General features: G+C 68.2%; 23 protein-coding genes. 13 read left to right on the top strand and 10 right to left on the bottom strand.

Annotated features, from left to right (window positions below):
• Positions 1-32 precede the first annotated feature (32 nt).
• Both sufB and V5F74_RS13870 read right to left on the bottom strand, forming a co-directional pair.
• Positions 33-1,505 carry a Fe-S cluster assembly protein SufB gene (gene sufB / locus V5F74_RS13875; protein WP_029558703.1) on the bottom strand — a complete coding sequence of 491 codons (1,473 nt, stop codon included), beginning with the start codon at positions 1,503-1,505 and terminating at the stop codon, positions 33-35.
• Between the two features lie 107 nt (positions 1,506-1,612).
• Entirely contained in the window at positions 1,613-2,836 is a 1,224-nt protein-coding gene (locus V5F74_RS13870; protein ID WP_051679483.1) for a cysteine desulfurase family protein, read from the bottom strand.
• 336 nt (positions 2,837-3,172) lie between these two features.
• On the opposite strand from V5F74_RS13870, the gene V5F74_RS13865 reads away from it, so the two are divergent.
• A complete protein-coding gene (locus V5F74_RS13865) occupies positions 3,173-3,835 on the top strand; it encodes an alpha/beta hydrolase (protein ID WP_024278822.1) in 663 nt (220 codons plus the stop codon).
• A gap of 211 nt (positions 3,836-4,046) precedes the next feature.
• Here V5F74_RS13865 and V5F74_RS13860 read toward each other — a convergent pair whose 3' ends face one another.
• Complete coding sequence (locus tag V5F74_RS13860) at positions 4,047-5,156, bottom strand: anhydro-N-acetylmuramic acid kinase (RefSeq protein ID WP_394008617.1); 1,110 nt, start codon at positions 5,154-5,156, stop codon at positions 4,047-4,049.
• A 102-nt stretch (positions 5,157-5,258) separates the two neighbouring features.
• Here V5F74_RS13860 and tyrS point away from each other — a divergent pair, with 102 nt between their 5' ends.
• A complete protein-coding gene (tyrS, locus tag V5F74_RS13855; RefSeq protein WP_394008615.1) occupies positions 5,259-6,566 on the top strand; it encodes a tyrosine--tRNA ligase in 1,308 nt (435 codons plus the stop codon).
• Positions 6,567-6,758: 192 nt separating this feature from the next.
• Complete coding sequence (rimO, locus tag V5F74_RS13850; RefSeq protein ID WP_394008613.1) at positions 6,759-8,081, top strand: 30S ribosomal protein S12 methylthiotransferase RimO; 1,323 nt, start codon at positions 6,759-6,761, stop codon at positions 8,079-8,081.
• 213 nt (positions 8,082-8,294) lie between these two features.
• Here rimO and V5F74_RS13845 read toward each other — a convergent pair whose 3' ends face one another.
• On the bottom strand, positions 8,295-9,002 hold the full coding sequence (locus tag V5F74_RS13845) for a type 1 glutamine amidotransferase (RefSeq protein WP_394008611.1): 708 nt from the start codon (positions 9,000-9,002) through the stop codon (positions 8,295-8,297).
• 377 nt (positions 9,003-9,379) lie between these two features.
• On the opposite strand from V5F74_RS13845, the gene V5F74_RS13840 reads away from it, so the two are divergent.
• Both V5F74_RS13840 and rpsD read left to right on the top strand, forming a co-directional pair.
• Positions 9,380-9,937 carry a manganese efflux pump MntP gene (locus V5F74_RS13840; protein ID WP_029558713.1) on the top strand — a complete coding sequence of 186 codons (558 nt, stop codon included), beginning with the start codon at positions 9,380-9,382 and terminating at the stop codon, positions 9,935-9,937.
• 228 nt (positions 9,938-10,165) lie between these two features.
• A complete protein-coding gene (gene rpsD, locus V5F74_RS13835) occupies positions 10,166-10,783 on the top strand; it encodes a 30S ribosomal protein S4 (RefSeq protein WP_024278816.1) in 618 nt (205 codons plus the stop codon).
• A 97-nt stretch (positions 10,784-10,880) separates the two neighbouring features.
• Here the strand turns inward: rpsD and V5F74_RS13830 are convergent, their stop codons facing one another.
• Complete coding sequence (locus tag V5F74_RS13830; protein WP_394008608.1) at positions 10,881-11,204, bottom strand: DUF1476 domain-containing protein; 324 nt, start codon at positions 11,202-11,204, stop codon at positions 10,881-10,883.
• A 384-nt stretch (positions 11,205-11,588) separates the two neighbouring features.
• Here V5F74_RS13830 and purC point away from each other — a divergent pair, with 384 nt between their 5' ends.
• The 8 genes from purC to V5F74_RS13790 all read left to right on the top strand — a co-directional run bounded on the left by purC (position 11,589) and on the right by V5F74_RS13790 (position 17,215).
• On the top strand, positions 11,589-12,383 hold the full coding sequence (gene purC, locus V5F74_RS13825) for a phosphoribosylaminoimidazolesuccinocarboxamide synthase (RefSeq protein ID WP_024278814.1): 795 nt from the start codon (positions 11,589-11,591) through the stop codon (positions 12,381-12,383).
• 166 nt (positions 12,384-12,549) lie between these two features.
• Positions 12,550-12,792 carry a phosphoribosylformylglycinamidine synthase subunit PurS gene (gene purS, locus V5F74_RS13820; protein ID WP_024278813.1) on the top strand — a complete coding sequence of 81 codons (243 nt, stop codon included), beginning with the start codon at positions 12,550-12,552 and terminating at the stop codon, positions 12,790-12,792.
• A gap of 58 nt (positions 12,793-12,850) precedes the next feature.
• A complete protein-coding gene (locus tag V5F74_RS13815) occupies positions 12,851-13,132 on the top strand; it encodes a hypothetical protein (RefSeq protein ID WP_394008606.1) in 282 nt (93 codons plus the stop codon).
• A 6-nt stretch (positions 13,133-13,138) separates the two neighbouring features.
• Complete coding sequence (gene purQ / locus V5F74_RS13810) at positions 13,139-13,837, top strand: phosphoribosylformylglycinamidine synthase subunit PurQ (RefSeq protein WP_024278811.1); 699 nt, start codon at positions 13,139-13,141, stop codon at positions 13,835-13,837.
• 37 nt (positions 13,838-13,874) lie between these two features.
• Positions 13,875-16,082: a phosphoribosylformylglycinamidine synthase subunit PurL gene (purL, locus tag V5F74_RS13805; RefSeq protein WP_029558716.1), complete on the top strand. Its 2,208-nt coding sequence runs from the start codon at positions 13,875-13,877 to the stop codon at positions 16,080-16,082.
• Between the two features lie 31 nt (positions 16,083-16,113).
• Positions 16,114-16,350 carry a BolA family protein gene (locus tag V5F74_RS13800; protein ID WP_024278809.1) on the top strand — a complete coding sequence of 79 codons (237 nt, stop codon included), beginning with the start codon at positions 16,114-16,116 and terminating at the stop codon, positions 16,348-16,350.
• A 168-nt stretch (positions 16,351-16,518) separates the two neighbouring features.
• Positions 16,519-16,857, top strand: a complete 339-nt coding sequence (grxD, locus tag V5F74_RS13795; protein ID WP_024278808.1) for a Grx4 family monothiol glutaredoxin — start codon at positions 16,519-16,521, stop codon at positions 16,855-16,857.
• Positions 16,858-16,867: 10 nt separating this feature from the next.
• On the top strand, positions 16,868-17,215 hold the full coding sequence (locus V5F74_RS13790; protein WP_394008603.1) for a hypothetical protein: 348 nt from the start codon (positions 16,868-16,870) through the stop codon (positions 17,213-17,215).
• Positions 17,216-17,273: 58 nt separating this feature from the next.
• On the opposite strand, the gene folD is transcribed toward V5F74_RS13790, so the two are convergent.
• From folD to V5F74_RS13765, 5 genes are all read right to left on the bottom strand, one after another.
• Complete coding sequence (gene folD / locus V5F74_RS13785) at positions 17,274-18,146, bottom strand: bifunctional methylenetetrahydrofolate dehydrogenase/methenyltetrahydrofolate cyclohydrolase FolD (RefSeq protein ID WP_394008924.1); 873 nt, start codon at positions 18,144-18,146, stop codon at positions 17,274-17,276.
• Between the two features lie 202 nt (positions 18,147-18,348).
• Positions 18,349-20,556 (bottom strand): putative bifunctional diguanylate cyclase/phosphodiesterase, encoded by a 2,208-nt coding sequence (locus tag V5F74_RS13780; protein ID WP_394008601.1) that lies wholly within the window; start codon positions 20,554-20,556, stop codon positions 18,349-18,351.
• A gap of 357 nt (positions 20,557-20,913) precedes the next feature.
• On the bottom strand, positions 20,914-21,261 hold the full coding sequence (locus V5F74_RS13775) for an STAS domain-containing protein (protein ID WP_024278804.1): 348 nt from the start codon (positions 21,259-21,261) through the stop codon (positions 20,914-20,916).
• 142 nt (positions 21,262-21,403) lie between these two features.
• Entirely contained in the window at positions 21,404-22,474 is a 1,071-nt protein-coding gene (locus tag V5F74_RS13770; RefSeq protein ID WP_394008598.1) for a hypothetical protein, read from the bottom strand.
• Positions 22,475-22,626: 152 nt separating this feature from the next.
• Positions 22,627-22,884: an FmdB family zinc ribbon protein gene (locus V5F74_RS13765; RefSeq protein WP_394008596.1), complete on the bottom strand. Its 258-nt coding sequence runs from the start codon at positions 22,882-22,884 to the stop codon at positions 22,627-22,629.
• Positions 22,885-22,901 lie beyond the last annotated feature (17 nt).

The following is a 22,901-nucleotide window of genomic DNA, read 5'->3' as shown; positions in this document are numbered from 1 at the left end:
GGGATGGAGCCGGCGGCGCGCCGGCCGGTTCGTCAGCCCACCGAGCCTTCCAGGCTCACGGCGATCAGCTTCTGCGCCTCGACCGCGAACTCCATGGGCAGCTGCTGGAGCACGTCGCGCACGAAGCCGTTGACGATGAGCGCCACCGCCTCCTCCTGCGAAAGCCCGCGCTGGAGGCAGTAGAACAGCTGGTCCTCGGAGATCTTGGAGGTGGTCGCCTCGTGCTCGAACTGGGCCGAGGCGTTCTTGGCCTCCATGTAGGGCACGGTGTGCGCCCCGCAGAGATCGCCGATGAGGAGCGAGTCGCAGTTGGTGAAGTTGCGCGCGCCGGTGGCCTTGCGATGGGCGGACACCAGTCCGCGATAGGTGTTGTCCGAGTGCCCGGCGGCGATGCCCTTGGAGATGATCCGGCTCGACGTGTTCTTGCCGAGGTGGATCATCTTCGTCCCCGAATCCACCTGCTGGTGGCCGTTGGAGATGGCGATGGAATAGAACTCGCCCTGCGAGTTGTCGCCGCGCAGGATGCAGCTCGGGTACTTCCAGGTGATGGCCGAGCCGGTCTCCACCTGCGTCCAGGAGATCTTGGAATTGTCACCCCGGCAGTCGCCGCGCTTGGTGACGAAATTGTAGATGCCGCCCTTGCCGTCCTTGTCGCCGGGATACCAGTTCTGGACGGTGGAATACTTGATCTCCGCATCCTTCAGCGCCACCAGCTCGACGACCGCCGCATGCAGCTGGTTCTCGTCACGCTGGGGGGCGGTGCAGCCTTCCAGATAGCTCACATAGGCACCTTCATCGGCGATGATGAGGGTGCGCTCGAACTGTCCGGTGTTGCGCTCGTTGATGCGGAAATAGGTGGACAGCTCCATGGGGCAGCGCACGCCCTTCGGCACATAGACGAAGGAGCCGTCGGAGAAGACCGCCGAATTGAGCGTGGCGTAGAAATTGTCGGACACGGGGACCACCGAGCCGAGATACTTCTTCACCAGCTCGGGATGCTCGCGGATGGCCTCCGAGATGGGCATGAAGATCACGCCCGCCTTGGCTAGCTCCTCCTTGAAGGTGGTGGCGACCGACACACTGTCGAACACCGCGTCCACCGCCACTTTGGAGCCGCCCTCGCGCTGGATGCCGAGCAGCGCGTCGCGCTCGCGCAGGGGGATGCCGAGCTTCTCGTAGGTCTTGAGGATTTCCGGGTCGATCTCGTCGATGGACTTCGGCGCCGCCTTGGGGGCCGAGTAATAATAATAGTCCTGGAAATCGATCTTCGGGTAGCTCACCCGCGCCCAGGTGGGCTCTTCCATGGTGAGCCAGCGCCGGTAGGCGTCGAGCCGCCATTCCAGCATCCACTCGGGTTCGTTCTTCCGGGCGGAGATATAGCGAACGGTGTCTTCCGACAGGCCCTTGGGGGCCTTCTCGCTCTCGATGTCGGTGACGAAACCGTACTTGTACTGATCCACGTCGATCGCGCGGACGCGTTCGACGGTCTCCTGAACCGCAGGCATCTCTCTTCTCCTCTCCCACGCGGGGTCAAGGCCCGCGGGTCAAGTCCGTGTGCCGCGCATGATGCGCGGCGTAATTCCCCTAACCGCGCAAAGCGCGGCTTAATCCGCTATGCCGCGCGTGAAGCGCGGCTTCTCAGCTGCGGCACGGCCTTTTTCAAGGCTTCGACCGCGGCATCCACATCCTCGATGGTGCTCGACCAGCCGAGTGACAGGCGAATGGCGCCCGCCGCCTCGTCCTCGGGCAGTCCCATGGCGAGGAGCACCTGCGAGGCGCCGACCTTGCCTGACGAGCAGGCCGAGCCGGCACTGATGCTTACGTGGGCGAGGTCCAGCGCGATCACCAGTGTCTCGGCCCGAAGTCCGGCAAATGTGACCATAGTGGTGTTAGGCAAGCGATCGGCGCCCGCGCCCACAACCCTTGTACCCGGAACGCCTTCCAGCACCACCCGTTCCAGACGGTCGCGCAGCACGGCAAGCCGCTCCGCCTCGGCGGCAAGCACTGCATTCACGGCATTTGCAGCCGCACCGAAGCCGACGATGGCCGGCCCGTTCTCGGTGCCCGCGCGCCGGTTGCGCTCCTGCCCGCCGCCGGAGAGCAGCGGCGCGGTGCGATGGTCCGGCCCCGCCGCCACCAGCGCACCAACGCCGGGGGGACCGCCGATCTTGTGGGCGGAGAGGGCCAGGAAGTCGGCGCCGAGCGCCGCCATATCCAGCGGGATGCGCCCGGCGGCCTGCACCGCGTCGCAGAAGACGATGCCGTCCGCCTCGTGCACCAGCCGCGCCGCCTCGGCCACGGGCTGGATCACGCCGGTCTCGTTGTTCGCCGCCATCACCGCCAGCATCGCGCGCCGGCCGGCGGCGCGATGGCGGGCGAGCGCCTCGTCCAGCGCGGCGAGATCGAGCCGCCCCTCGCCGTCCACCGGCAGGATTTCCAGCGCGTCGGAGGGGAAACGATGGCCCTTGAGCACGGCCGGATGTTCCACCGCGCTCGCCAGCAGCACGTCGCAGCGCTTGGCCCGTCCGGCGATCTCGACAGCGGGATGCAGCGCCAGCGCCGCCGCCTCGGTGGCGCCGGAGGTGAAGACTACGCCCCGGACGGGCGCACCCGCCAGCGCAGCGACGGCCGCGCGGGCAGCCTCAATGCGGGCGCGCGCGGCGCGGCCTTCGGCGTGGACGGAAGACGCATTGCCGCCGGCATCCAGCGCGGCGACCAGCGCGGCGCGGGCCTCGGGCCGAAGGGGGCTCGTGGCGTTGTGATCGAGATAGGCGCGGCGAGGCACCGACGGGCGGGAAGCGATGGTCGCCTCAACCGTGCCCGCGATGGTACCCATCTGCCGCGACGCGTCGCCCGCGCTCATCTCCGCCTCCCGGCCGCATGTGCCAAACGCACCCGCGACCCGTGCCAGGCTTGCAATTGCCGGCGATCTCCGTCATAGGTCAAACTTCACCCGTTCTCACAACGCAGCGCCCCTCGGTTCGCGCAGCCGCCGGGAACAAATTAGAATTATTCTAAATAGATAGGTCTCGCGCGTCCGTTAGTCAAGCATTACCGTTCCGGCGTCAAGTCGACAGGGGTCATGCTGACGGGTTCCCGCGCCGGACCCGTCGTCCTATAGGACGGAACGGGCGCGCCGCGCGTCATTGCTACCCAGAGGTTGCAGACTTCCATGCCAGAAGTGATCTTCCCCGGCGAAAAGGGGCGCCTCGAAGGCCGCTACCAGCCCGCCAAGACCCGCAACGCGCCCATCGCCATCATTCTTCATCCGCACCCGCAGTTCGGCGGGACGATGAACAATCCGGTCGTGTACAATCTGTACTACCAGTTCGTGAACCGCGGCTTCTCGGTGCTGCGCTTCAACTTCCGGGGCGTCGGCCGCTCGCAGGGCTCGTTCGACCACGGCCAGGGCGAGCTTTCGGACGCCGCCGCCGCGCTCGACTGGGCGCAGTCGGTGAATCCGGACGCCCGCGCCTGCTGGATCGCCGGCTTCTCCTTCGGCGCGTGGATCGGCATGCAGCTGCTGATGCGCCGTCCGGAGGTGGAGGGCTTCATCTCCATCGCCGCGCCGGCGAACCTCTACGACTTCTCCTTCCTCGCCCCCTGCCCCTCCTCCGGCCTGTTCGTCCACGGCGACAAGGATGCGGTGGTGCCCACCTCTGCGGTGCAGACGCTGGTGGAGAAGCTGAAGACCCAGAAGGGCATCGTCATCGAGCAGCAGGTGGTGCCCGGCGCCAACCACTTCTTCGACGGCAAGACCGAGGATCTGATGGGCGTGGTCGGCACCTATCTCGACAAGCGCCTGCCCGGCACCCGCAAGGACAGCGCCGCCTGATTTCGGCTCATTCCGCTTGAACGGCGCGCTTCGGCGCGCCGTTTTCGTTTGGGGGTGGGTCTGGAGCCAACCGTGCTCCCTCTCCCCTTGCGGGAGAGGGCTGGGGTGAGGGGTATCGCGCCTTTTGCCCGGCCTGTTGGTTGGCGAACCCCGACCAGCCCCCCTCACCCCCAACCCCTCTCCCGCAAGGGGAGAGGGAGGCACAGGCCCCTCACGGCCGGAACAGCACCCCACCCGTCATCGGCGCCGCCACCCCGGTGGTGGTCGGAAACGTCAGCGGCAGGCCCCGCAGCGAGCGCGCGGCGAGATAGCCGAAGGCGTGGGCCTCCAGTGCATCGCCGGACCACCCCACCTTGTCCGCCGTGCGCACCTCCGCCCCCAAGCGCTCCGCCAACATGGCGAGCAGCGTCGGATTGCGCGCGCCGCCCCCCGCGACGATCCATACCGCCGGAGGTCGGGGCAGGAACGGCACGATGGCCGCGACCGTCGCCGCCGTGAGCGCCGTCAGCGTCGCCGCGCCATCCTCCAGAGACAGGCCCGCCAGCCCCATCCGCTCCCCGACCGCCCGCCGAAAGGCGTTGCGATCCAACGACTTGGGCGGCGACAGTTGGAAGAAGGGGTCGGCAAGAACAGCCGCGACGCGCTCCTCATCCACCCGTCCGGCGGCTGCCGCGCGGCCGTCTGCGTCGAAGGGGACGCCGGTGCGCTCCTTCAGGAAATCGTCGATCAGGGCATTGCCCGGCCCGGTGTCGCAGGCGATGGGCGGGGCATCCCCATCAATGACCGTGACATTGGCGACCCCACCCACATTCAGCACCGCCACCGGCTGCGGGAGGGTCAGCCGCCGCACCAGCGCCTGATGGAACACCGGCACCAGCGGCGCCCCCTGCCCGCCCGCCGCCACATCCGCGGCGCGGAAATCCGCCACCACCGGGATGCCCAGCGCCGAGGCGAGGCGCTGCCCCTCGCCGATCTGCACGGTGAGGCGCGCATCGGGCCGGTGGATCACCGTCTGGCCGTGGAACCCCACGAGGTCGATGTCGCCGGGGGTGAGCCGCAGCGGCTCCAGCAGCGCCCGCACCGCCTCGGCATGAAGGTCCGTGATGCGCCGCTCTGCTTCCGCCAGCGCGCCGGGCCGGTCATCGCGATGGTTGACGCCGCGCGCATCTTCCATGGCGGTGACGAGGAGCGCGCGGGTTCTGGCGTCGATGGGGCGGGTGATGGCGGGGCCGAGCCAGGCGACGCTCTCGCCATCCGTCTCGATCAAGGCGGCGTCGATGCCGTCCATGGAGGTGCCGCTCATCAGCCCGACGACACGCATATCCGCCCCCTCGCCTCACGCACATGCATTCTTGCGCCGGACCTGATACACCACCGCTCCTTTCCGGCGCGTGAGTGCCAGCCTCAAGCCTCGATCTGTGTGATGACTTCTCCCTCCTTCCGCTCCGACTTCCTGCGCACGCTTCACGAGCGCGGCTACATCCACCAGTGCTCGGACCTCGAGCGCCTCGATGCCAAGGCCGCGGAAGGGCCCATCACCGCCTATATCGGCTTCGACGCCACCGCATCGAGCCTGCATGCGGGGCACCTGCTCTCCATCATGATGCTGCGCACCCTCCAGCGCACCGGCCACCGGCCCATCGCGCTCATGGGCGGCGGCACCACCAAGATCGGCGACCCGTCCGGCAAGGACACACAGCGCCAGATGCTCACCGATGAGCAGATCAACGCCAACATCGCCTCCATCCGCAAGGTCTTCGCGCGCTTCCTCGATTTCGACGCAGATCCTCGTGAGCGGAAAAGCGGCTTCGCCCGCTTTCAGCACAAAGGCGAGCCGCAGGCGGCCATCATGGAGAACAATGCGGGCTGGCTCGACGAGCTGAAATACATCCCCCTCCTGCGCGAGGTGGGGCCGCATTTCACCATCAACCGGATGCTGACGTTCGATTCGGTGAAGCTGCGTCTGGAGCGCGAGCAGCCGCTCACCTTCCTCGAATTCAACTACATGATCCTGCAGGCCTATGACTTCGTGGAGCTGAACCGGCGCCACGACTGCATGCTGCAGATGGGCGGCTCCGACCAGTGGGGCAACATCGTCAACGGCATGGAGCTGGGCCGCCGCATGCACGGCGCGGACCTGTTCGCGCTGACGACGCCACTGCTCACCACCTCTTCCGGCGCCAAGATGGGCAAGACCGCCGGCGGCGCCGTGTGGCTCGATGCCGACCTTCTGAGCCCCTACGAGTACTGGCAGTATTGGCGCAATGCGGGCGATGCGGACGTGGAGCGCTTCCTGAAGCTCTTCACCGAGCTGCCGCTGGATGAGATCGCCCGCCTCGCCGCGCTGGAAGGCCAGGAGATCAACCTCGCCAAGGAAGTGCTCGCCACCGAGGCGACCGCGCTCCTGCACGGCCGCGAGGCCGCCGAGAAGGCGAAGGAAACCGCCCGCACCACCTTCGAGCAGGGCGCTCTGGCCGTGGACCTGCCCACCGTCGAGCTGCCGCGCGCGAAGCTGGAGGCAGGCCTTCCCGTCGCCAATGCCTTCGTGGAGGCCGGCCTTGTCGCCTCCACCAGCGAGGCCCGCCGCCAGATCAAGGGCGGGGGGCTCAGGGTGAACGATGCCGCCGTGACCGACGAGAAGGCAACGATCGACCTTGGCGCACTCACGCCGGAGGGCGTGGTGAAGCTCTCCATGGGCAAGAAGAAGCACGTGCTGCTGAAGCCGGTGTGAGGCGCGGGGTCGGCGTCCGGCCCCCTCCTCCCTCCTTCGGCCACAAAGGCCCGCCAAAGACCCGGCGTTGACGGCCCCGTCGCGCTGCCGTAAGCGCACGCCCTTCGCACAGCCACCTGTTTCAACGCATTTTCGTCACGCGAACCGGTACCCCCTTCGCTGGAAAATGCTTCAGAAAGAACCCGCCTCCCCATGGCCGAGCCCGCGCCGCGCATCTCCTTCGTCTCCCTCGGCTGCCCGAAGGCGCTGGTGGACAGTGAGCGCATCGTCACGCGCCTGCGCGCCGAGGGTTACGAGCTGACGAAGACCCATCAGGGCGCGGACCTCGTCATCGTCAACACCTGCGGCTTCCTCGACAGCGCCAAGGCGGAGAGCCTTTCCGCCATCGGCGAGGCGCTGGCGGAAAACGGCAAGGTCGTCGTCACCGGCTGCATGGGCGCCGAGCCGGAGCAGATCCGCGAGGTGCACCCCAGCGTCCTCGCCATCACCGGCCCGCAGCAGTACGAGAGCGTGCTCGCCGCCGTCCACGAGGCGGTACCGCCGCAGCACGATCCCTTCCTCGATCTCGTGCCCGAGCAGGGCGTGAAGCTGACGCCCCGCCACTACGCCTATCTCAAGATCTCCGAAGGCTGCTCCAACCGCTGCACCTTCTGCATCATCCCCAAGCTGCGCGGCGACCTCGTCTCCCGCCCGGCCGCCGACGTGCTGCGCGAGGCCGAGAAGCTGGTGAAGGCGGGGGTGAAGGAACTGCTCGTCATCTCGCAGGATACCTCCGCCTATGGCGTGGACCTGCGCTATGCGCCGAGCCAGTGGGGCGACAAGGAAGTGGCGACCCGCTTCCTCGACCTCGCCGCCGCGCTGGGTGACCTTGGCGCCTGGGTGCGCCTGCACTATGTCTATCCCTACCCGCATGTGGATGCGGTGATGGAGCTGATGGCCGCCGGCAAGGTGCTGCCCTATCTCGACATTCCCTTCCAGCACGCGAGTCCCAGCGTGCTGAAGCGCATGAAGCGCCCGGCCTCCCAGGAAAAGACCCTCGCCCGCATCCAGGCGTGGCGGGCGGCGGTGCCGGACCTGACGCTCCGCTCCACCTTCATCGTCGGCTTCCCCGGCGAAACGGAGGCGGAGTTCGAGGAGCTTCTGGCCTTCATGGAAGAGGCCGAGATCGACCGCGCCGGCGCCTTCAAGTTCGAGCCGGTGCGCGGCGCCGATGCCAATGCCCTGCCGGACCCTGTTGCTGACGAGGTGAAGCAGGACCGCTACGACCGCTTCATGCGCACCCAGCAGAAGGTCTCGGCGCGGCGCCTGAAGAAGAAGGTCGGCACCCGCCAGCAGGTCATCATCGACTCCGTGTCGCCCGAAGGCGCCATCGGCCGCACCAAGGGCGATGCGCCGGAGATCGACGGCACGGTGAAGGTCTTCTCCCGCCGCCCGCTGCGCGTGGGCGAGATCGCCACGGTGAAGATCGAAGCCGCCGGGCCTTACGACCTCACCGGCACGGCCGTGGGGTTCTGAGCGCAGCCTGCGCGCGCATAGCGACCAAGCCCCTCCCCCATCCGCACGTCATCGCCCGGCTCGTCCGGGCGATCCCCAATCCGCCTGCGCGCTGCCCGAAGATCCGACCCGGCCCAACCGAGGATCGCCCGGACGAGCCGGGCGATGACGGTATTAGGCCGCGATCCACCCTCTCCCGCGAGGGGGAGAGGGAAGAAGGGAGAGGGCCGCCCCTCACCACGTCGCCTTGAAATTCCGGTAGAGCCGCTCCGCTGCCGCCGCGAAAACCGGCATCCGCTCCTTGGTTGCGGCCTCCAGCAGCGCCTGCCCGTCCGCGCCGGTGATGGCCTCCAGCGCGCAGCGGTATTCGGGAATCACGCCCCATTCGGGCACCGTCGCGTCGGTCAGCTCCACATGATACTGGATGCCGAACGCCCTTTCCCCCACCTGCAGCGCCTGAATGGCGCAATGCTCGTTCTCGGCGAGCACCACCCCGCCCGGCGGCAGGGCCAGCACGGCGGCGCCGTGCCACTGGAGGGTCGGGAAGGTGGGGGCGAGCCCCTTGAACAGGGGGGATTCGCGCCCGGCCGCCGTCAGCGACACGTCCGTGACGCCCACCTCCGGCCGGGGCATGAGGCCGACCTTGCCGCCGAGCGCATCGGCGAGCAGCTGGTGGCCGAGGCAGACGCCGAGATAGGGCTTTCCGGTGGCCATCCAATCGCGGATCGCCGCCTTCTCGGCAACGAGCCAGGGCAGTTCCTCCTCCTGCCACACGTCCATGGGGCCGCCGAACACCATCAGGGCGGCATAGTCGTCGAAGGCCGGGATGGTCTCGCCCTCATCCAGCTCCACGGCATCCCATTGGACGCCATCGGCACGCATGAAGTCGCGGAAGCGGCCGGGGTGCTCGCAGGCGACATGCTGGAAGACCAGGACTTTCACGGACATCCTCCATGGACGACGCGGCTGTGGTGATGATCGCGCGTGCGGTGGCTGGTGCCCCGATAAGACCAGTCGCGCCACGGCCCGGCAACAGGTTTTCCTCCCAGGCAAATCGCGATTGCGAGTTAGTTGCGCTAAAGAGTTCGGCCCGCGGGTTTACCGCGCTCCTGCGAAGCCGCTATCAGAGGCGCGATCGGGGAGTAGCCACCGCCTGGGAGATGCACCGGGGCGGGGTCGTGCCAACAGGCTTGCGCGAGATCGCGCATGGCGCGACCAGCCGAAGTTTTCGGCCCGGCGAGACCGTGACGCACCGGTTCGCGCGCGGACGGGCCGGATGCGCCAGGGTTCCCAAGCCTCCCCTTCCGCTGGAAATATCCATGTCACCCGCCACGATCCTCGTGCTCGCCCTGAGCATGTCCGTCGATGCCTTCGCCGTCAGCGTCGGCCGCGGCGCCGCCATGGGCCGCCCGCGATTCGCCGAGGCCCTGCGCACCGGCATGGTGTTCGGCCTTGTCGAGGCCGCCACACCGGTGATCGGCTGGGCGGCCGGGCTTGCCGCCAGCAGCTATGTGGAAGCGGTGGACCACTGGATCGCCTTCGCTTTGCTCGGCGGCGTCGGCCTGCACATGCTGGCCTCCGCCTTCTCCACGCGGGACGAAGCGGCGCCACGCGGGCGCTCTCTGCCGGTGCTGCTGGCCACGGCCTTCGGCACCAGCATCGATGCCATGGCGGTGGGCGTCTCGCTCGCCTTCCTCGATGTGAACATCTGGATCACCGCCGCCGCCATCGGCCTCACCACCTTCATCATGTCGTCGGGCGGCATGCTGATCGGGCGCCTCGTGGGCGAGCGTCTCGGGCGGGTGGCGGAGGTGGTCGCAGGCCTCGCCCTGGTCGCCCTCGGCGCGACGATTCTCGTCGAGCACCTCTCCGCCTGAGGGCGAAAAGCGCGGCTGGCGTTGACTCGACACGCTTTCGCGACTAAGAACCCGCCACCTCGCGGGCCGGAAGTGGCCCGCTTGGCGTTTCACGCACCCGTGGCTTCGCAAGGCAGCGCGCCGGGCGAGCCTGTCGGCGAAACGGTCCGGAACCTCTTGGTTCCCAAGCCATTTCGCAGAGGAGGGGCGCGATCCAAACCCGAACGAACCAACAGGGATTCGCGTTACATGAGCAAGCGCATTGCGGCCAAGCACAAGATCGATCGCCGTATGGGCGAGAACATCTGGGGCCGCCCCAAGAGCCCGGTCAACCGTCGTGAGTACGGTCCCGGCCAGCACGGCCAGCGCCGCAAGGGCAAGCTGTCCGACTTCGGCGTGCAGCTGCGCGCCAAGCAGAAGCTGAAGGGCTATTACGGCTCCATCGGCGAGAAGCAGTTCCACAAGGTGTATGTCGAGGCCTCGCGCCTCAAGGGCGACACCGGCGCCAACCTCATCGGCCTGCTGGAGCGCCGCCTGGACGCGGTGGTCTACCGCGCCAAGTTCGTGCCCACCATCTTCGCCGCCCGCCAGTTCGTCTCCCACGGCCACGTGAAGGTGAACGGCAAGCGCGTGAACATCCCGTCCTACCTCGTCAAGGTGGATGACGTGATCGAGGTGAAGGAAGCCTCCCGCCAGCTCGCCATCGTGATCGAGGCGCAGCAGCTCGCCGAGCGTGACGTGCCCGACTACATCGAGCTCGACACCCACAAGCTCACCGCGCGCTTCGCCCGCATCCCGGAGCTGAACGAGGTGCCCTACCCGGTTCAGATGGAACCGAACCTCGTGGTCGAGTTCTACTCGCGCTGATCCGGCGCAGGACCCGAAAAAGAAAAGGCCGCCCGGTGGGCGGCCTTTTTGTTTGGGCCGCCGCGTCCCGTGACGCGGCGGGAGACCCTGTGCGGGCTCAGCTGCCGGACTTCACCTCAGCCGCGGCGGCGGCGAGGAACTCGTCCATGTTGCGGCGGATCTGGTGGTCGGAGACGTCCACCTGCTTGGCGTCGAAGTCGGCGCGCAGCTTGCGGAACACGTCCTCGTCACCGGCTTCCTGCAGGTCGGCCTCGACGACGGACTTGGCGTAGGCAACAGCCTCCTCGCCGGCGAGACCGAGCTTCTCGGCGGCCCACAGGCCGAGCTTCTTGTTCCGGCGGGCGAGCGCCCGGAACCGCGTCTCCTCGTCGAGCGCGAAAGCCTTTTCGAAACCTTCCTCGCGCTTGTCGAACGTGGTCATGGCACCCCTCTTCCTGCGAATGGGCGGCCGGCGGCCGGCCTGATCTGTTTGCGCGGACTGCGTTTGCGCGGACCCTGCTGATTTGGGTTGCCGCTGCGCTCACGCAAGGGCAGCCGCAGCTCCGCACGCGCACTCCGCACGCGCGCCTTGAATATCCCCCGCCTCATATTAGATCAACGGCAGTGAGGCGCCGTGCCCCCTCCCGGCCATGCGACCTGATGGCCGCCCGGCCTCTTCAAGGAGATGGCACGGGTGGGCGCATCGGGACGCGCGTTGTATCCAGCCGTCCAATCGGCTAGTGTCCGATCGGGCTTGGGATGTCCTTGAAACAGACATCCCCGGTCCAGCCGAGGAGCGTCACCCGAACGGAGCCTTGGCAAACCCATGGATTTCCTCAATCAGCGGTATATTCCCATGAGCCGCCGCCGCCGAATCTACGAAGGCAAGGCGAAAGTCCTCTATGAAGGACCCGAGCCCGGCACACTCATTCAGCACTTCAAGGACGATGCCACGGCCTTCAATGCGAAGAAGCACGATGTCATCGACGGCAAAGGTGTGCTGAACAACCGGATTTCGGAGTACATCTTCTCCCGGCTGAACGACATCGGGGTGCCGACCCACTTCATCCGCCGCTTGAACATGCGCGAGCAGCTCATCCGGGAAGTGGAGATCATCCCCCTCGAGATCGTGGTGCGCAACGTCGCCGCCGGCTCCATCTCGACCCGCCTCGGGATCGAGGAGGGCACGCAGCTGCCGCGCTCGATCATCGAGTTCTATTACAAGAACGACGCGCTCAACGACCCGATGGTGTCGGAAGAGCACATCACCGCGTTCGGCTGGGCCACCACCCAGGAAATCGACGACATCATCGCGCTCGCGATCCGCGTCAACGACTTCCTGTCCGGCCTCTTCCTCGGCGCCGGCATCCGTCTCATCGACTTCAAGATGGAATGCGGCCGCCTGTGGGAGAACGACATGATGCGGATCGTGGTCGCTGACGAGATCAGCCCCGATTCGTGCCGGCTCTGGGACATCAAGTCCAACGACAAGATGGACAAGGACCGCTTCCGCCGCGACATGGGCGGCCTCGTGGAGGCCTACACCGAGGTTGCGCGCCGGCTCGGAATCCTGATGGAGAACGATCCGACGCAGGGCAAGGGCCCCGTCCTCGTGAAGTGACGCGTCAATTCGGGCGGGGGCGTTGTTTCCCATACCCGAAAAGTGCTAGGCGGGGGCCGGATCGGCCCCCGTTTTGCGTTGCCGGGCCCTGTGCGGGCCAGGCGGTGCCCGGCGGCGGGCAAGCAACAGCACGGGCGCAAGCGCGTGCCATGAAGGCGAGGTTTCCATGAAGGCCCGAGTGATCGTCACCCTCAAGTCGGCGGTGCTCGACCCGCAGGGCAAGGCCATCGAAGGCGCGCTGCGGTCGCTGGGTGTGGCCGGCGTGCAGAGCGTGCGGCAGGGGAAGGTGTTCGACGTGGAGCTGGCCGGCAACGACCGCGCCGCCGCCGAGGGCGCCCTCAAGGAAGCCTGCGACAAGCTCCTCGCCAACACCGTGATCGAGACCTACAAGGTCGAATTCGCCGAGTGACGGGCGAAGAATGTTATAGTCTGGCGGCCGCTTCAGGGAGCAAGGCTGCCGAGAGGGCATGATGGCCGAGATCACCAACGAGCTTCTCATCGAGGTTCCGAAGTCGATCCCGCAGGGCGCGGCCCTCGGCGCGCGGGCCCTTGGCGCTCGCAAGGGGCCTGAGGCTCGCAAGGGGCCTGAGGCTCGCAAGGGGCTTGAGGCTCGCGAAGAGGTGATCGCCCGGCGCGATCCCCGACAGGCCTTCGGGCAGGACATGAACACCATATACGGCATGCACGCGGGCCGTGACGCGCGGCTCGCTCGCATCGAACGCAGGCTCGGCCTCGTCGGCATCCACTGAGAGATCATGAAACCAGCCGTCATCCTCTTCCCCGGCTCCAATCGTGAGCAGGACGCCGTGCGCGCGCTGCGGCTCGTCTCCGGCGCCAAGCCCCAGGTGGTCTGGCACGCCGAGCACGAGCTGCCCAAGGGCACCGACCTCGTGGTCCTGCCCGGTGGCTTCTCCTATGGCGATTACCTGCGCTGCGGCGCCATCGCCGCGCGGGCGAACATCATGGAGGCCGTGCGCGCCCATGCCGCTCGCGGCGGTCTGGTGCTCGGCATCTGCAACGGCTTCCAGATCCTGTGCGAGGCGGGGCTGCTGCCCGGCGTGCTGGTGCGCAACGCCCGCCTGCGCTTCGTCTGCCGCGAGGTGCTGCTGCGCGTGGAGCGGGCCGACACGCCCTTCACCAAGGCCTATCGCAAGGGCGAGCTGATCCGCATCCCGGTGGCCCACGGCGAAGGCAATTATACCGCCGACGAGGCCACCATCGCCCGCATCGAGGGCGAAGGCCGCGTCGCCTTCCGCTACGCCCGGCCCGACAGCCGGATCGACGAGACGGACGGCCCCAACGGCGCCATCAACGGGATCGCCGGCATCTATTCCGAGAAGTTCAACGTGCTCGGCATGATGCCCCACCCGGAAAACTACATCGAGCCGGAGATCGGCCCCACCGACGGACGCGGCCTCTTCGAGAGCCTCGCCGGCGCCCTCAAGGCGGCGTGAGCCGCGGCCTCAATTCGGATCGACGCCCGTGAACCTCATTCCCAACACCCCCCGCATCACACCGGAACTCGTCGCCGAGCACGGTCTGAAGCCGGAGGAGTACGATCACTTCGTGAAGCTGATCGGCCGTGAGCCGACCATCACGGAGCTCGGCATCGTCTCCGCCATGTGGAACGAGCACTGCTCGTACAAGTCCTCCAAGGTCTGGCTGCGCACCCTGCCCACCACCGGCAAGCGCGTCATCCAAGGGCCGGGCGAGAATGCCGGCGTGGTGGACATCGGCGATGGCCTCGCCGTCGTGTTCAAGATGGAGAGCCACAACCACCCCTCCTTCATTGAGCCCTATCAGGGCGCGGGAACGGGCGTGGGCGGCATCCTGCGCGACGTGTTCACCATGGGCGCGCGGCCCATCGCGGCGCTCAACGCCTTGCGCTTCGGCGACTGCCACAATCTGAAGACCCGCCGCCTGCTGGCCGGCGTGGTGGCCGGCATCGGTGGCTATGGCAATTCCTTCGGCGTGCCCACGGTGGGCGGCTCGGTGGGCTTCCACAAGCGCTACAACGGCAACATCCTCGTCAACGCCATGGCCGTCGGCCTCGCGAAGACGGACGAGATCTTCTACGCGGCGGCCACCGGCGTCGGCCGGGCCATCGTCTATCTCGGCTCCAAGACCGGCCGCGACGGCATCCACGGCGCCACCATGGCCTCGGCCGAGTTCGGCGCCGACGCCGAGGAGAAGCGCCCGACCGTGCAGGTCGGCGACCCCTTCGCCGAGAAGCTGCTGCTGGAAGCCTGCCTCGAGATCATGCAGGCGGGCTGCGTGGTGGCGATCCAGGACATGGGCGCCGCCGGCCTCACCTGCTCCGCCGTCGAAATGGGCGCCAAGGGCGACCTGGGCGTGGAGCTGAATCTCGACGCCGTGCCCTGCCGCGAAACCGGCATGACAGCCTACGAGATGATGCTGTCGGAGAGCCAGGAGCGCATGCTCATGGTGATCGCCGACGGCAAGGAGGCCGAGGCCGAGGCCATCTTCAAGAAGTGGGGCCTCGACTTCGCCATCGTCGGCCACACCACCGACACCCTGCGCTTCGTGGTGAAGCACAAGGGCCTCGTGGAAGCCGACCTTCCCATCAAGGAGCTGGGCGACGAGGCGCCGGAATACCGCCGCCCCTACGAGGAGCCGGCCCCGCGCCCGGAGATCCTGCCCTCGGACGTGCGCACCACCGCCTCGGTGGCGGACGCGCTGGAGCGGCTCATCGCCTCGCCGGACCTGTGCTCCAAGCGCTGGGTGTGGGAGCAGTACGACCACCTCATCCTCGGCAACACCGTGCAGCGCCCCGGCGGCGACGCAGCGGTGGTGCGCGTGAATGACGGCCCCAAGGCCCTCGCCATGACCACCGACGTGACGCCCCGCTATTGCGAGGCCGGCCCTTTCGAGGGCGGCAAGCAGGCGGTGGCCGAGGCGTGGCGCAATCTCACCGCCGTGGGCGCCACCCCCATCGCGGTGACGGACAACCTGAACTTCGGCAATCCCGAGAAGCCGGAGATCATGGGCCAGTTCGTGGCCTGCGTGAAAGGCATCGGCGCGGCCTGCGAGGCGCTGGACTTCCCGGTCGTCTCCGGCAACGTCAGCCTCTACAACGAGACCAACGGCAAGGCGATCCTGCCCACCCCGACCATCGGCGGCGTCGGCCTGATCGAGGATCTCGACCAGACCATGACCTTGAACTTCAAGGCGGCGGGCGAGCCGGTGCTGCTCATCGGCAAGACCAAGGGCTGGCTGGGCGCCTCCGCCTTCCTCGCCACCGTGTGCGAGCGCGAGGAAGGGGCCCCGCCCCCGGTCGATCTCATCGCCGAGAAGCGCAACGGCGACTTCGTGCGCAACCTCATCCGCGATGGCGTCGCCACCGCCGTGCATGACGTCTCCGACGGCGGCCTGCTGGTGGCGTTGGCCGAGATGGCCATGGCCAGCGGCATCGGCGTCTCGCTGGAAGATGCGCCGGACGGCATGGACCCCTATGCGTGGTGGTTCGGCGAGGATCAGGCGCGCTACGTGGTCACGGTCGCGTCGGGCCAGGGCGCCGAGGTGATCCACAAGGCGGAGATGGCCGGCGTGCCGATCATGAAGATCGGCAAGACCGGCGGCGACCGCTTGATCGTTCCGGACGACCGCTCGATAGTCGTGGAATCGCTGAAGGATCGGCACGAGACGTGGCTGCCCATCTATATGGGCGCCTCGTCCTGACGCTTTCGTGCACAGCAAGGACGTTTCGACCATGCCCATGAATGCCCGCGACATCGAGCAGCTCATCAAGGATGCGCTGCCCGACGCGACCGTGGTGATCGAGGATCTGGCCGGGGATGGCGACCACTACGCCGCCCGCATCGTCTCGGCCTCGTTCCGCGGCAAGAGCCGGGTGCAGCAGCACCAGATGGTCTATGCCGCCCTCAAGGGGAACATGGGCGGCGTGCTGCACGCGCTCGCCCTGCAGACCTCCGCGCCCGCCGAATAGGCGGGCCTCCTCCCCTCCCCGCGCCTCGCGTGCGCCGCACCATTGGGGCGTCCCAACACGCGCCTGTGCAAGCGTGTCGCCCCCGGTGCCCTTGCGCTTTGGGCCGCTTGGGCCGATCTTTATGGGCGGAAGGCCGCTGTTCTGGCCGCAGACATTGGATTTGAGACCATGGGCATTCGTGACGATATCGACGCCATCGTGAAGTCCGGCGATGTGGTGCTGTTCATGAAGGGCACGCCGCAGTTCCCGCAGTGCGGCTTCTCCGGCCAGGTGGTGCAGATTCTCGACCACGTGGGCGTCCCCTTCAAGGGCGTGAACGTGCTCGAGAACGACATGATCCGCCAGGGCATCAAGGACTACGCCAACTGGCCGACCATTCCCCAGCTCTACATCAAGGGCGAGTTCGTGGGCGGCTGCGACATCGTCCGCGAGATGTTCCAGTCGGGCGAGCTGATCCCCCTGCTGGAAGAGAAGGGCGTCGCCATCCGCGACCGCGCCATCGGCTGATTCTGGCCGCGTGAGCGCACCGCCATCGGCACCTGAGGCGGCCCTGCCGCCCACCCCACTCCCGCCGCCGCCAGCGGCGGGCTGGGGGCTCAAGGTCGCCATGGCCTTCGGACTGCTGGCGGATGCCGGCGTCGTCATCCTGCTCATCGCCATTTCCGGCTTCGTCTTCGGCGGGCCGGAAGGTGCGCGCGGCGAGATTCACGCCGTGATGGGATGGGCCGGTGCGGTGGCGACCTTCGTCATTCCGCCTGCGCTCGGTCTCTGGTTCTGGCGGCGCGGCCGGCCCGATGTGGGCGTTGCGCTCGCATGGCTTCCGCCGCTCGCAGCACTGGCCGCCTTGGCCTTCGGGCTGCTCTAAATCACCTTGCCCGGCCAAAAACCGGCGGCACGACGCCGCCGGTTTTTGCTTGCGAGTCTCAGGCGAGGCCCTTCTGCCGCTTGGCCGCCGTCAGCGTGTTCTGCAGCAGGCAGGCGATGGTCATGGGTCCGACACCGCCCGGAACCGGGGTGATGAGGCCGGCGATGCCCTGCGCTTCCGCATAGGCCACGTCGCCCACGAGGCGGGTCTTGCCGTCGTCCTTCGGCACCCGGTTGATACCCACGTCGATCACCGTGGCGCCGGGCTTGATCCAGTCGCCCCGCACCATTTCCGGCCGGCCCACCGCCGCCACCAGGATGTCCGCCGTGCGGCATTCGGCCGGCAGGTCGCGGGTGCGGGAATGGGCGATGGTGACGGTGCAGTCTTCCTTCAGCAGCAGCTGCGCCGCCGGCTTGCCGACGATGTTCGAGCGGCCGACCACCACCGCCTTGAGCCCGGACAGGCTGCCGAGGTGGTGCTTGAGCAGCATGATGCAGCCGAGCGGCGTGCAGGGCACCAGCGCGTCGAGGCCCACCGCGAGGCGACCGGCATTCACCACATGAAAGCCGTCCACATCCTTGGCGGGATCGATGGCGGCGATGACCTTGTTGGCGTCGATTTGCGCCGGCAGCGGCAGCTGGACGAGGATGCCATGCACGGCAGGATCGGCGTTCAGCTTCGCCACCAGGGCGAGAACGTCCGCCTCCGGGGTGTCGGCGGCGAGCTTGTATTCGAAGGAGGCCATGCCGGCCTCGGCCGTCTGGGCCGCCTTGTTGCGCACATAGACCTGGCTGGCGGGGTCCTCGCCCACCAGAACCACGGCGAGGCCGGGGGTGAGGCCGGCGCTGGCCTTGAGGCCGGCGACCTCCTCGGCGATGCGGGCGCGCAGGCCGGCCGCGAAGGCCTTGCCGTCGATGGGTTTGGTCTCGATCACGAAGCACCCCCAGAAATCATCGGGAGCCCGGCGCTGGGCGGCGCGGCTCCGCTCGCTGTTCGGCAATTCCCCGTCCTTGTCGGCAGGCGGGGCGGCTGAGGCAAGAGCAAAAGCATGCCGGAACGCCGCAGCTGTGGTGCTTACAGCGCGCATATGTTTCTTGTAAAGAAAATTGTCTTATCTCACGGAAAGACTGGACCTACCCCGCGCCGCCCGCCTTGGCCCGCAACATCCCGTCCGGCAGCGCCTCATCCTGCCGGCGCAGCATGTCGATGGCGGCGGCGATGGGCAGCGGCGGGGCGAACAGGTAGCCTTGCGCGGTCGGCATGCCGATCTCGCGCAGGAAGCGCAGCTGCTCCCGCGTCTCCACCCCTTCCGCCGTCACGTTGATGCGCAGCGACTGGGCGAGCTTGAGCTTGTGCTCGATCACCGCTGCGACGTCCGGATCGCTGCAGGCCTTCAGCATGAAGGAGCGGTCGATCTTGATGCGGGTGACGGGAAAGCGGCTGACATGGTGCAGGGAGGCATAGCCGGTGCCGTAATCGTCGAGCGCGACGCCGACCCCCTGCTCCCGCAGCGCCTCGAACGTGCGGCTCAGCTCCGCCGAGCTGTTGAGCACGATGGTTTCCGGCACCTCGATCTCCAGCCGTGCGGGATCGAAGCCCGTCTCCTTGAGGATGGCGCCGATCTGCTGGGCGAAATCCGCCGATCGCATAGTGGAGGGCGCGATGTTGACCGAGATGGACATGCCCGGCAGCGCCGCGGCCTCCATGCAGGCGCGGCGCAGGCCATACAGGTCGAGCCCGCCGATGATGTGCATCTCCTCGGCCATGGCGATGAACTGGGCCGGCAGCAGGCGGCCGAGCTTGGGGTGGTCCCACCGCAGCAGGGTCTCGAAGCCGACCACGCGCCCGCTCGCCACGTCCACCTGCGGCTGGTAGGTGATGACCAGCTCGCCCCGCTCCAGTGCCCCGCCGAGGGCGGTCTCGATCTCGCGGCGGGCGTTGCGCTCGCTCTCGAGCTGGGTCTCGAAGCGGCAGAGGGTATCGCCGCCGCTGTCCTTCGCCCGATAGAGGGCGATGTCCGCCCGGCGCATGAGATCGCTGGCCGTGGCGGCATCCTGCGGCGCCTCGGCGACGCCGATGGAGGCGGAGACGCGCAGTTCGCCGGCTCCGTCCGGCACCGGAGGCCTCAGCGCCGCCTGAAGGCGATCGAGCAGCACGTCGATCTCGCCCGCGTTCGCGGCCGGAAAGAACGCGACGAACTCATCCCCGCCGAACCGCCCCACCACGCCGCGATCGCCGATGGTCAGGGCAACGCGGGTCGCCACCGCCTTCAGCAGCAGGTCGCCCGCGCCGTGGCCGGCGGTGTCATTGATGAGCTTGAAGTCGTCGAGGTCGATGAACAGCAGCACCAGCCGCGCGTCGGGGGCGCGGCCGGCAAGGGCGGATTCCAGCGCCTCGATGAAATAGCCGCGGTTGAAGAGGCCGGTGAGGTAGTCGCGGGAGGCCATCTCGCGGGCCTGCGCCTCGCTCGCGGCCAGCGCCGCAGCGACCCGCAGCGCGCGGAACATCATGACGAGGAAGGTTACGGAGAGCAGCGTGGTGAGCACCGCGAGCGCCGGCAGGGCATTGCGCAGCAGGCTCCGGCCGGGCTGTGCGCCGCGCCAGGCCAGTTCCGCTTCGGTGCCGTCGAAGAGATTGGGGACCGCAGTGCCGACGCGGTCAGGATGGTTTGTGGCGGTACGGCCGGTGCGCAGCTGCACGTCGTGCAGGTGGGCGGGCGCGGCGAGGCTTTGCAGCAGCGAATCGTCCAGCAGGTCCACCGTCACCGCCGCCAGCGGCTGCGGGGCCTTGATGTCGTCCGCGCGCTCCGAGAAGGGGCGCACCACGAGAATGCCCGCGCCGTCCTTGCTGGCGACGAGGCCGGCACGGCCGGCGCGGCCCTCCGCCAGCGCCCGCGTGATGGCCGGGCGGATCCACGCAAAGGCCTTCTGCTCCCCCGTCTTCCCGTTCTCGGACGAATAGAGCAGGTTCCCCTTGGCATCGATGATGTAGACGAACTCCAGCCCGAACCCGTCGTTCAGCCGCCGCCCGAAGCGCTCGTGCAGGCGCGCGATGTCGCCGCTGGCGAGCTGGCCGAGCACCTGCCGCTCGTCCTCCGAGGTCGCCATGGCCTGCTGGATGAGTTCCTCGTGGGCGTGGAGCGCGGCGAGCAGCGCCAGCCGCTCGCGCATCCCCGCCTTCTCGTCCTGCTTCATGCCGGCATAGACGAAGACGCCTACGAGCCCGGCCACCAGGAGCGCGAGCGCGCCGAGCCCGGCCAGGAGCGAACGGTGGACGTGACGGCCGGACGGGCGAGAAATGGCGATGCCTCCCTGGAACGCGGTCCAGAAACGTTGCTCCACCGCAGAGCCGCAGATGGCGCCGCTCGGCAGAAAATGCGGCGGTGTCTGCCGGATTTATCTCTATGTCCGATAGATTTGCACCTTGCGCAAGGTCGTTTCGACCTTCTCCAATCTGCGCAGCCGACCGGCGAGCGAGCAACCATCAGGGCTCAACCAGGGGGACGTCATTCCGTTGCGGCGCCACGAATACTGCCGCCCCCCAGCCGGCGGGACGGCCTTGCCCCTCAGGCATTCACCTTGCAGTGCAGCACCTTGCACTGCACGCACCGGGCACGGGCGGCACAAAGCAAGGCCGCCCGGCTGATGATGTCTCAGCCGGGCGGCGAAGTATTCCCCAAGGTTAAGCCCCGGCGGCGCTCAGCCGGCCGCGGGCACCAGGAAGCGGTCGGCATCGGCGCGGGTGGCGACGATCTCGGTGAGTTCGTTGACACCGGTCGTGAGCAGCACACGCTCCACCTGCGGATCGCAGTTGAACAGCACCAGCGTGCCGCCGCGCTTGTGCAGCGACTTGGCGTTGGCGAGGATCAGCCGGATGCCGATGGAGGCGAGGAAGGTCACGCCCGCCATGTCCACCAGGGCCACATGGGCGTGGCTCACCAGGGCGCTGAAGGTGTTCTCGATTTCCGCGGCGCCGGCGATGTCCATGCGGCCGGCGAGGGAAACGAGGATCTGCCCGGAATCGAGCGGAGTGGATTCGAGTTTCATGGCGGTCCGCCGTGGTTCGCTGGGCCGTGCACCCGGAACCAATGCGGTTCCGGGTTATCCGGCTCCTCTTCCCACCCTGTCTTTACAGTTTTGTGACAGCGGCCCGGCCCAGCTTCCCGCCCCGGCGGCGTCAGCCGCGCGGTCAGCCGAGGGCGGCAAGGCGGGCGTCCAGCGCCTCCCCTTCGGGCAGGTCCGACACCGCTTCCACGGCGAGGCCACCCGCCGCGAGATGGCGCACCATGAGGAAGAAGCGGTCGGCGCGGCCTTCGCTCCTGGCGAGCGTGTCCACCCAAAGCTTGTCGAACGTATCGAGCACCGGCGCCAGCGGCTCCACGGGAAGCTGCTGGCCGGAATAGCGCGGGAACTTGTTGGTCAGCCTCTTCCAGTCGTCCTTCAATCCGTCGCGCAGCACGGGATCGGCCGTGAGGCGCGCATCGCGGCCGCCGCGCTCGTAGCTGGCGCGGGTTTCCATCAACGACAGCAGCAGCGCATTCGCCCGGCTCCGCAGCAGCGGCCGGAGCCGCTCCACGAACAGGCGGCGCAACCAGCCCACGTATTCGGCATCGGCGAGGCCGATCTCATGGATGACCACCCCCGGCCCCGGAGCGAACCGCTCCGCCGCGGCTGCTAAGGGCTCCGCCGGCCAGTCCGCGGTGGGGCGGGACGTGAGCAGAAGAACGACGCCCCCCGGCAGTGCCGCCGCGGCCGGCAGGAGAGAGAGGGTGAGGTCGTCCGCCGCCTCGATCCCGTCGATGCACACGACGAGACGCTTCGCCCCCTGCCCTGCCGCCACGACGGCGAGGGCCGCGAGCCAGCCGGCAAAGGCCTCCGGGCTTTCCGATGCGCCCGAAGCCTCGGGCGCGGGCAGGCCGTGCTCAGCCTCGAAGGCCGCCTTCAGGGCCTCCACGAGCGCGGCGGGGCTCGCCTGCGCCGTGAGGCCCGCCGCGATGGCGCGGGCACCGCTGGAGATGGCGCTGTCGATCCCCTCCAGGCTGCCTTCCTTGCCCGTCCGGCGCGCGATGATGCCGCGCACGAACTGGGTCTTCCCGGCGCCGCCCGGCATGCGGAGCCAGTAGACGCCGCGATCGCAGCTCACGAGGAAGGAACGGAACGGCGTCCGCAGATGGGCCGGCGAGACGTAATCGCCGTCGCTATCGAGGGCGAGCGCGAACGGCGCTGCGGCGAACTTCTGGGCGGAAGGCTGCTGGGTCATAGGGGGCACCCGGGGCGAGAGCATGGACCGCCTTCCGGCCGCCCTCGATCCCGGCGGGTTTCGGCCAACGATCCAGATGGAGAAGCCTGAAGCATTTACCGTGCCCCGGCCGCCTCTTCGGGATCGCCCGCCCGTCCTTCTGACCTCCGGCGTCAGCGCTTGGGGCCGCCGCTGCCGAAATTGCTGGTGTGGCCTTCCTTCGTCGCCTGGGCGCGCCACGCCTTGGCCACCGCCTTCAGCTTCTGGTCGGGCGCGATGCGCGACACCATCTGCTCGGCGCGGGTGCTGCCGCACGAGGGGCAGACGGGCGTGTCGGACGACGAGATGAGGAGTTCGAACTCCTTGTCGCAATCGGGACAATGGAAATTGTAGAGCGGCACGCCGAGCCTCCTGTCCTGTTCCGGGGGCACGTCCGCGCGTCCGGCGC

This window comes from Xanthobacter aminoxidans, from assembly GCF_043193615.1.
Classification (GTDB): domain Bacteria; phylum Pseudomonadota; class Alphaproteobacteria; order Rhizobiales; family Xanthobacteraceae; genus Xanthobacter; species Xanthobacter aminoxidans.
The sequence above is the reverse complement of the archived record's forward strand: the minus strand, read 5'-3'. Positions and strand labels throughout refer to the sequence as shown.

What these genes read in the sequence shown, in the direction of transcription:
- sufB (WP_029558703.1), bottom strand. Translation starts at nt 1,505, where the DNA reads ATGCCTGCGGTTCAGGAGACCGTCGAACGCGTCCGCGCGATCGACGTG.
- V5F74_RS13870 (WP_051679483.1), bottom strand. Translation starts at nt 2,836, where the DNA reads ATGGGTACCATCGCGGGCACGGTTGAGGCGACCATCGCTTCCCGCCCG.
- V5F74_RS13865 (WP_024278822.1), top strand. Translation starts at nt 3,173, where the DNA reads ATGCCAGAAGTGATCTTCCCCGGCGAAAAGGGGCGCCTCGAAGGCCGC.
- V5F74_RS13860 (WP_394008617.1), bottom strand. Translation starts at nt 5,156, where the DNA reads ATGCGTGTCGTCGGGCTGATGAGCGGCACCTCCATGGACGGCATCGAC.
- tyrS (WP_394008615.1), top strand. Translation starts at nt 5,259, where the DNA reads ATGACTTCTCCCTCCTTCCGCTCCGACTTCCTGCGCACGCTTCACGAG.
- rimO (WP_394008613.1), top strand. Translation starts at nt 6,759, where the DNA reads ATGGCCGAGCCCGCGCCGCGCATCTCCTTCGTCTCCCTCGGCTGCCCG.
- V5F74_RS13840 (WP_029558713.1), top strand. Translation starts at nt 9,380, where the DNA reads ATGTCACCCGCCACGATCCTCGTGCTCGCCCTGAGCATGTCCGTCGAT.
- rpsD (WP_024278816.1), top strand. Translation starts at nt 10,166, where the DNA reads ATGAGCAAGCGCATTGCGGCCAAGCACAAGATCGATCGCCGTATGGGC.
- V5F74_RS13830 (WP_394008608.1), bottom strand. Translation starts at nt 11,204, where the DNA reads ATGACCACGTTCGACAAGCGCGAGGAAGGTTTCGAAAAGGCTTTCGCG.
- purC (WP_024278814.1), top strand. Translation starts at nt 11,589, where the DNA reads ATGGATTTCCTCAATCAGCGGTATATTCCCATGAGCCGCCGCCGCCGA.
- purS (WP_024278813.1), top strand. Translation starts at nt 12,550, where the DNA reads ATGAAGGCCCGAGTGATCGTCACCCTCAAGTCGGCGGTGCTCGACCCG.
- V5F74_RS13815 (WP_394008606.1), top strand. Translation starts at nt 12,851, where the DNA reads ATGATGGCCGAGATCACCAACGAGCTTCTCATCGAGGTTCCGAAGTCG.
- purQ (WP_024278811.1), top strand. Translation starts at nt 13,139, where the DNA reads ATGAAACCAGCCGTCATCCTCTTCCCCGGCTCCAATCGTGAGCAGGAC.
- V5F74_RS13800 (WP_024278809.1), top strand. Translation starts at nt 16,114, where the DNA reads ATGCCCATGAATGCCCGCGACATCGAGCAGCTCATCAAGGATGCGCTG.
- grxD (WP_024278808.1), top strand. Translation starts at nt 16,519, where the DNA reads ATGGGCATTCGTGACGATATCGACGCCATCGTGAAGTCCGGCGATGTG.
- V5F74_RS13775 (WP_024278804.1), bottom strand. Translation starts at nt 21,261, where the DNA reads ATGAAACTCGAATCCACTCCGCTCGATTCCGGGCAGATCCTCGTTTCC.
- V5F74_RS13770 (WP_394008598.1), bottom strand. Translation starts at nt 22,474, where the DNA reads ATGACCCAGCAGCCTTCCGCCCAGAAGTTCGCCGCAGCGCCGTTCGCG.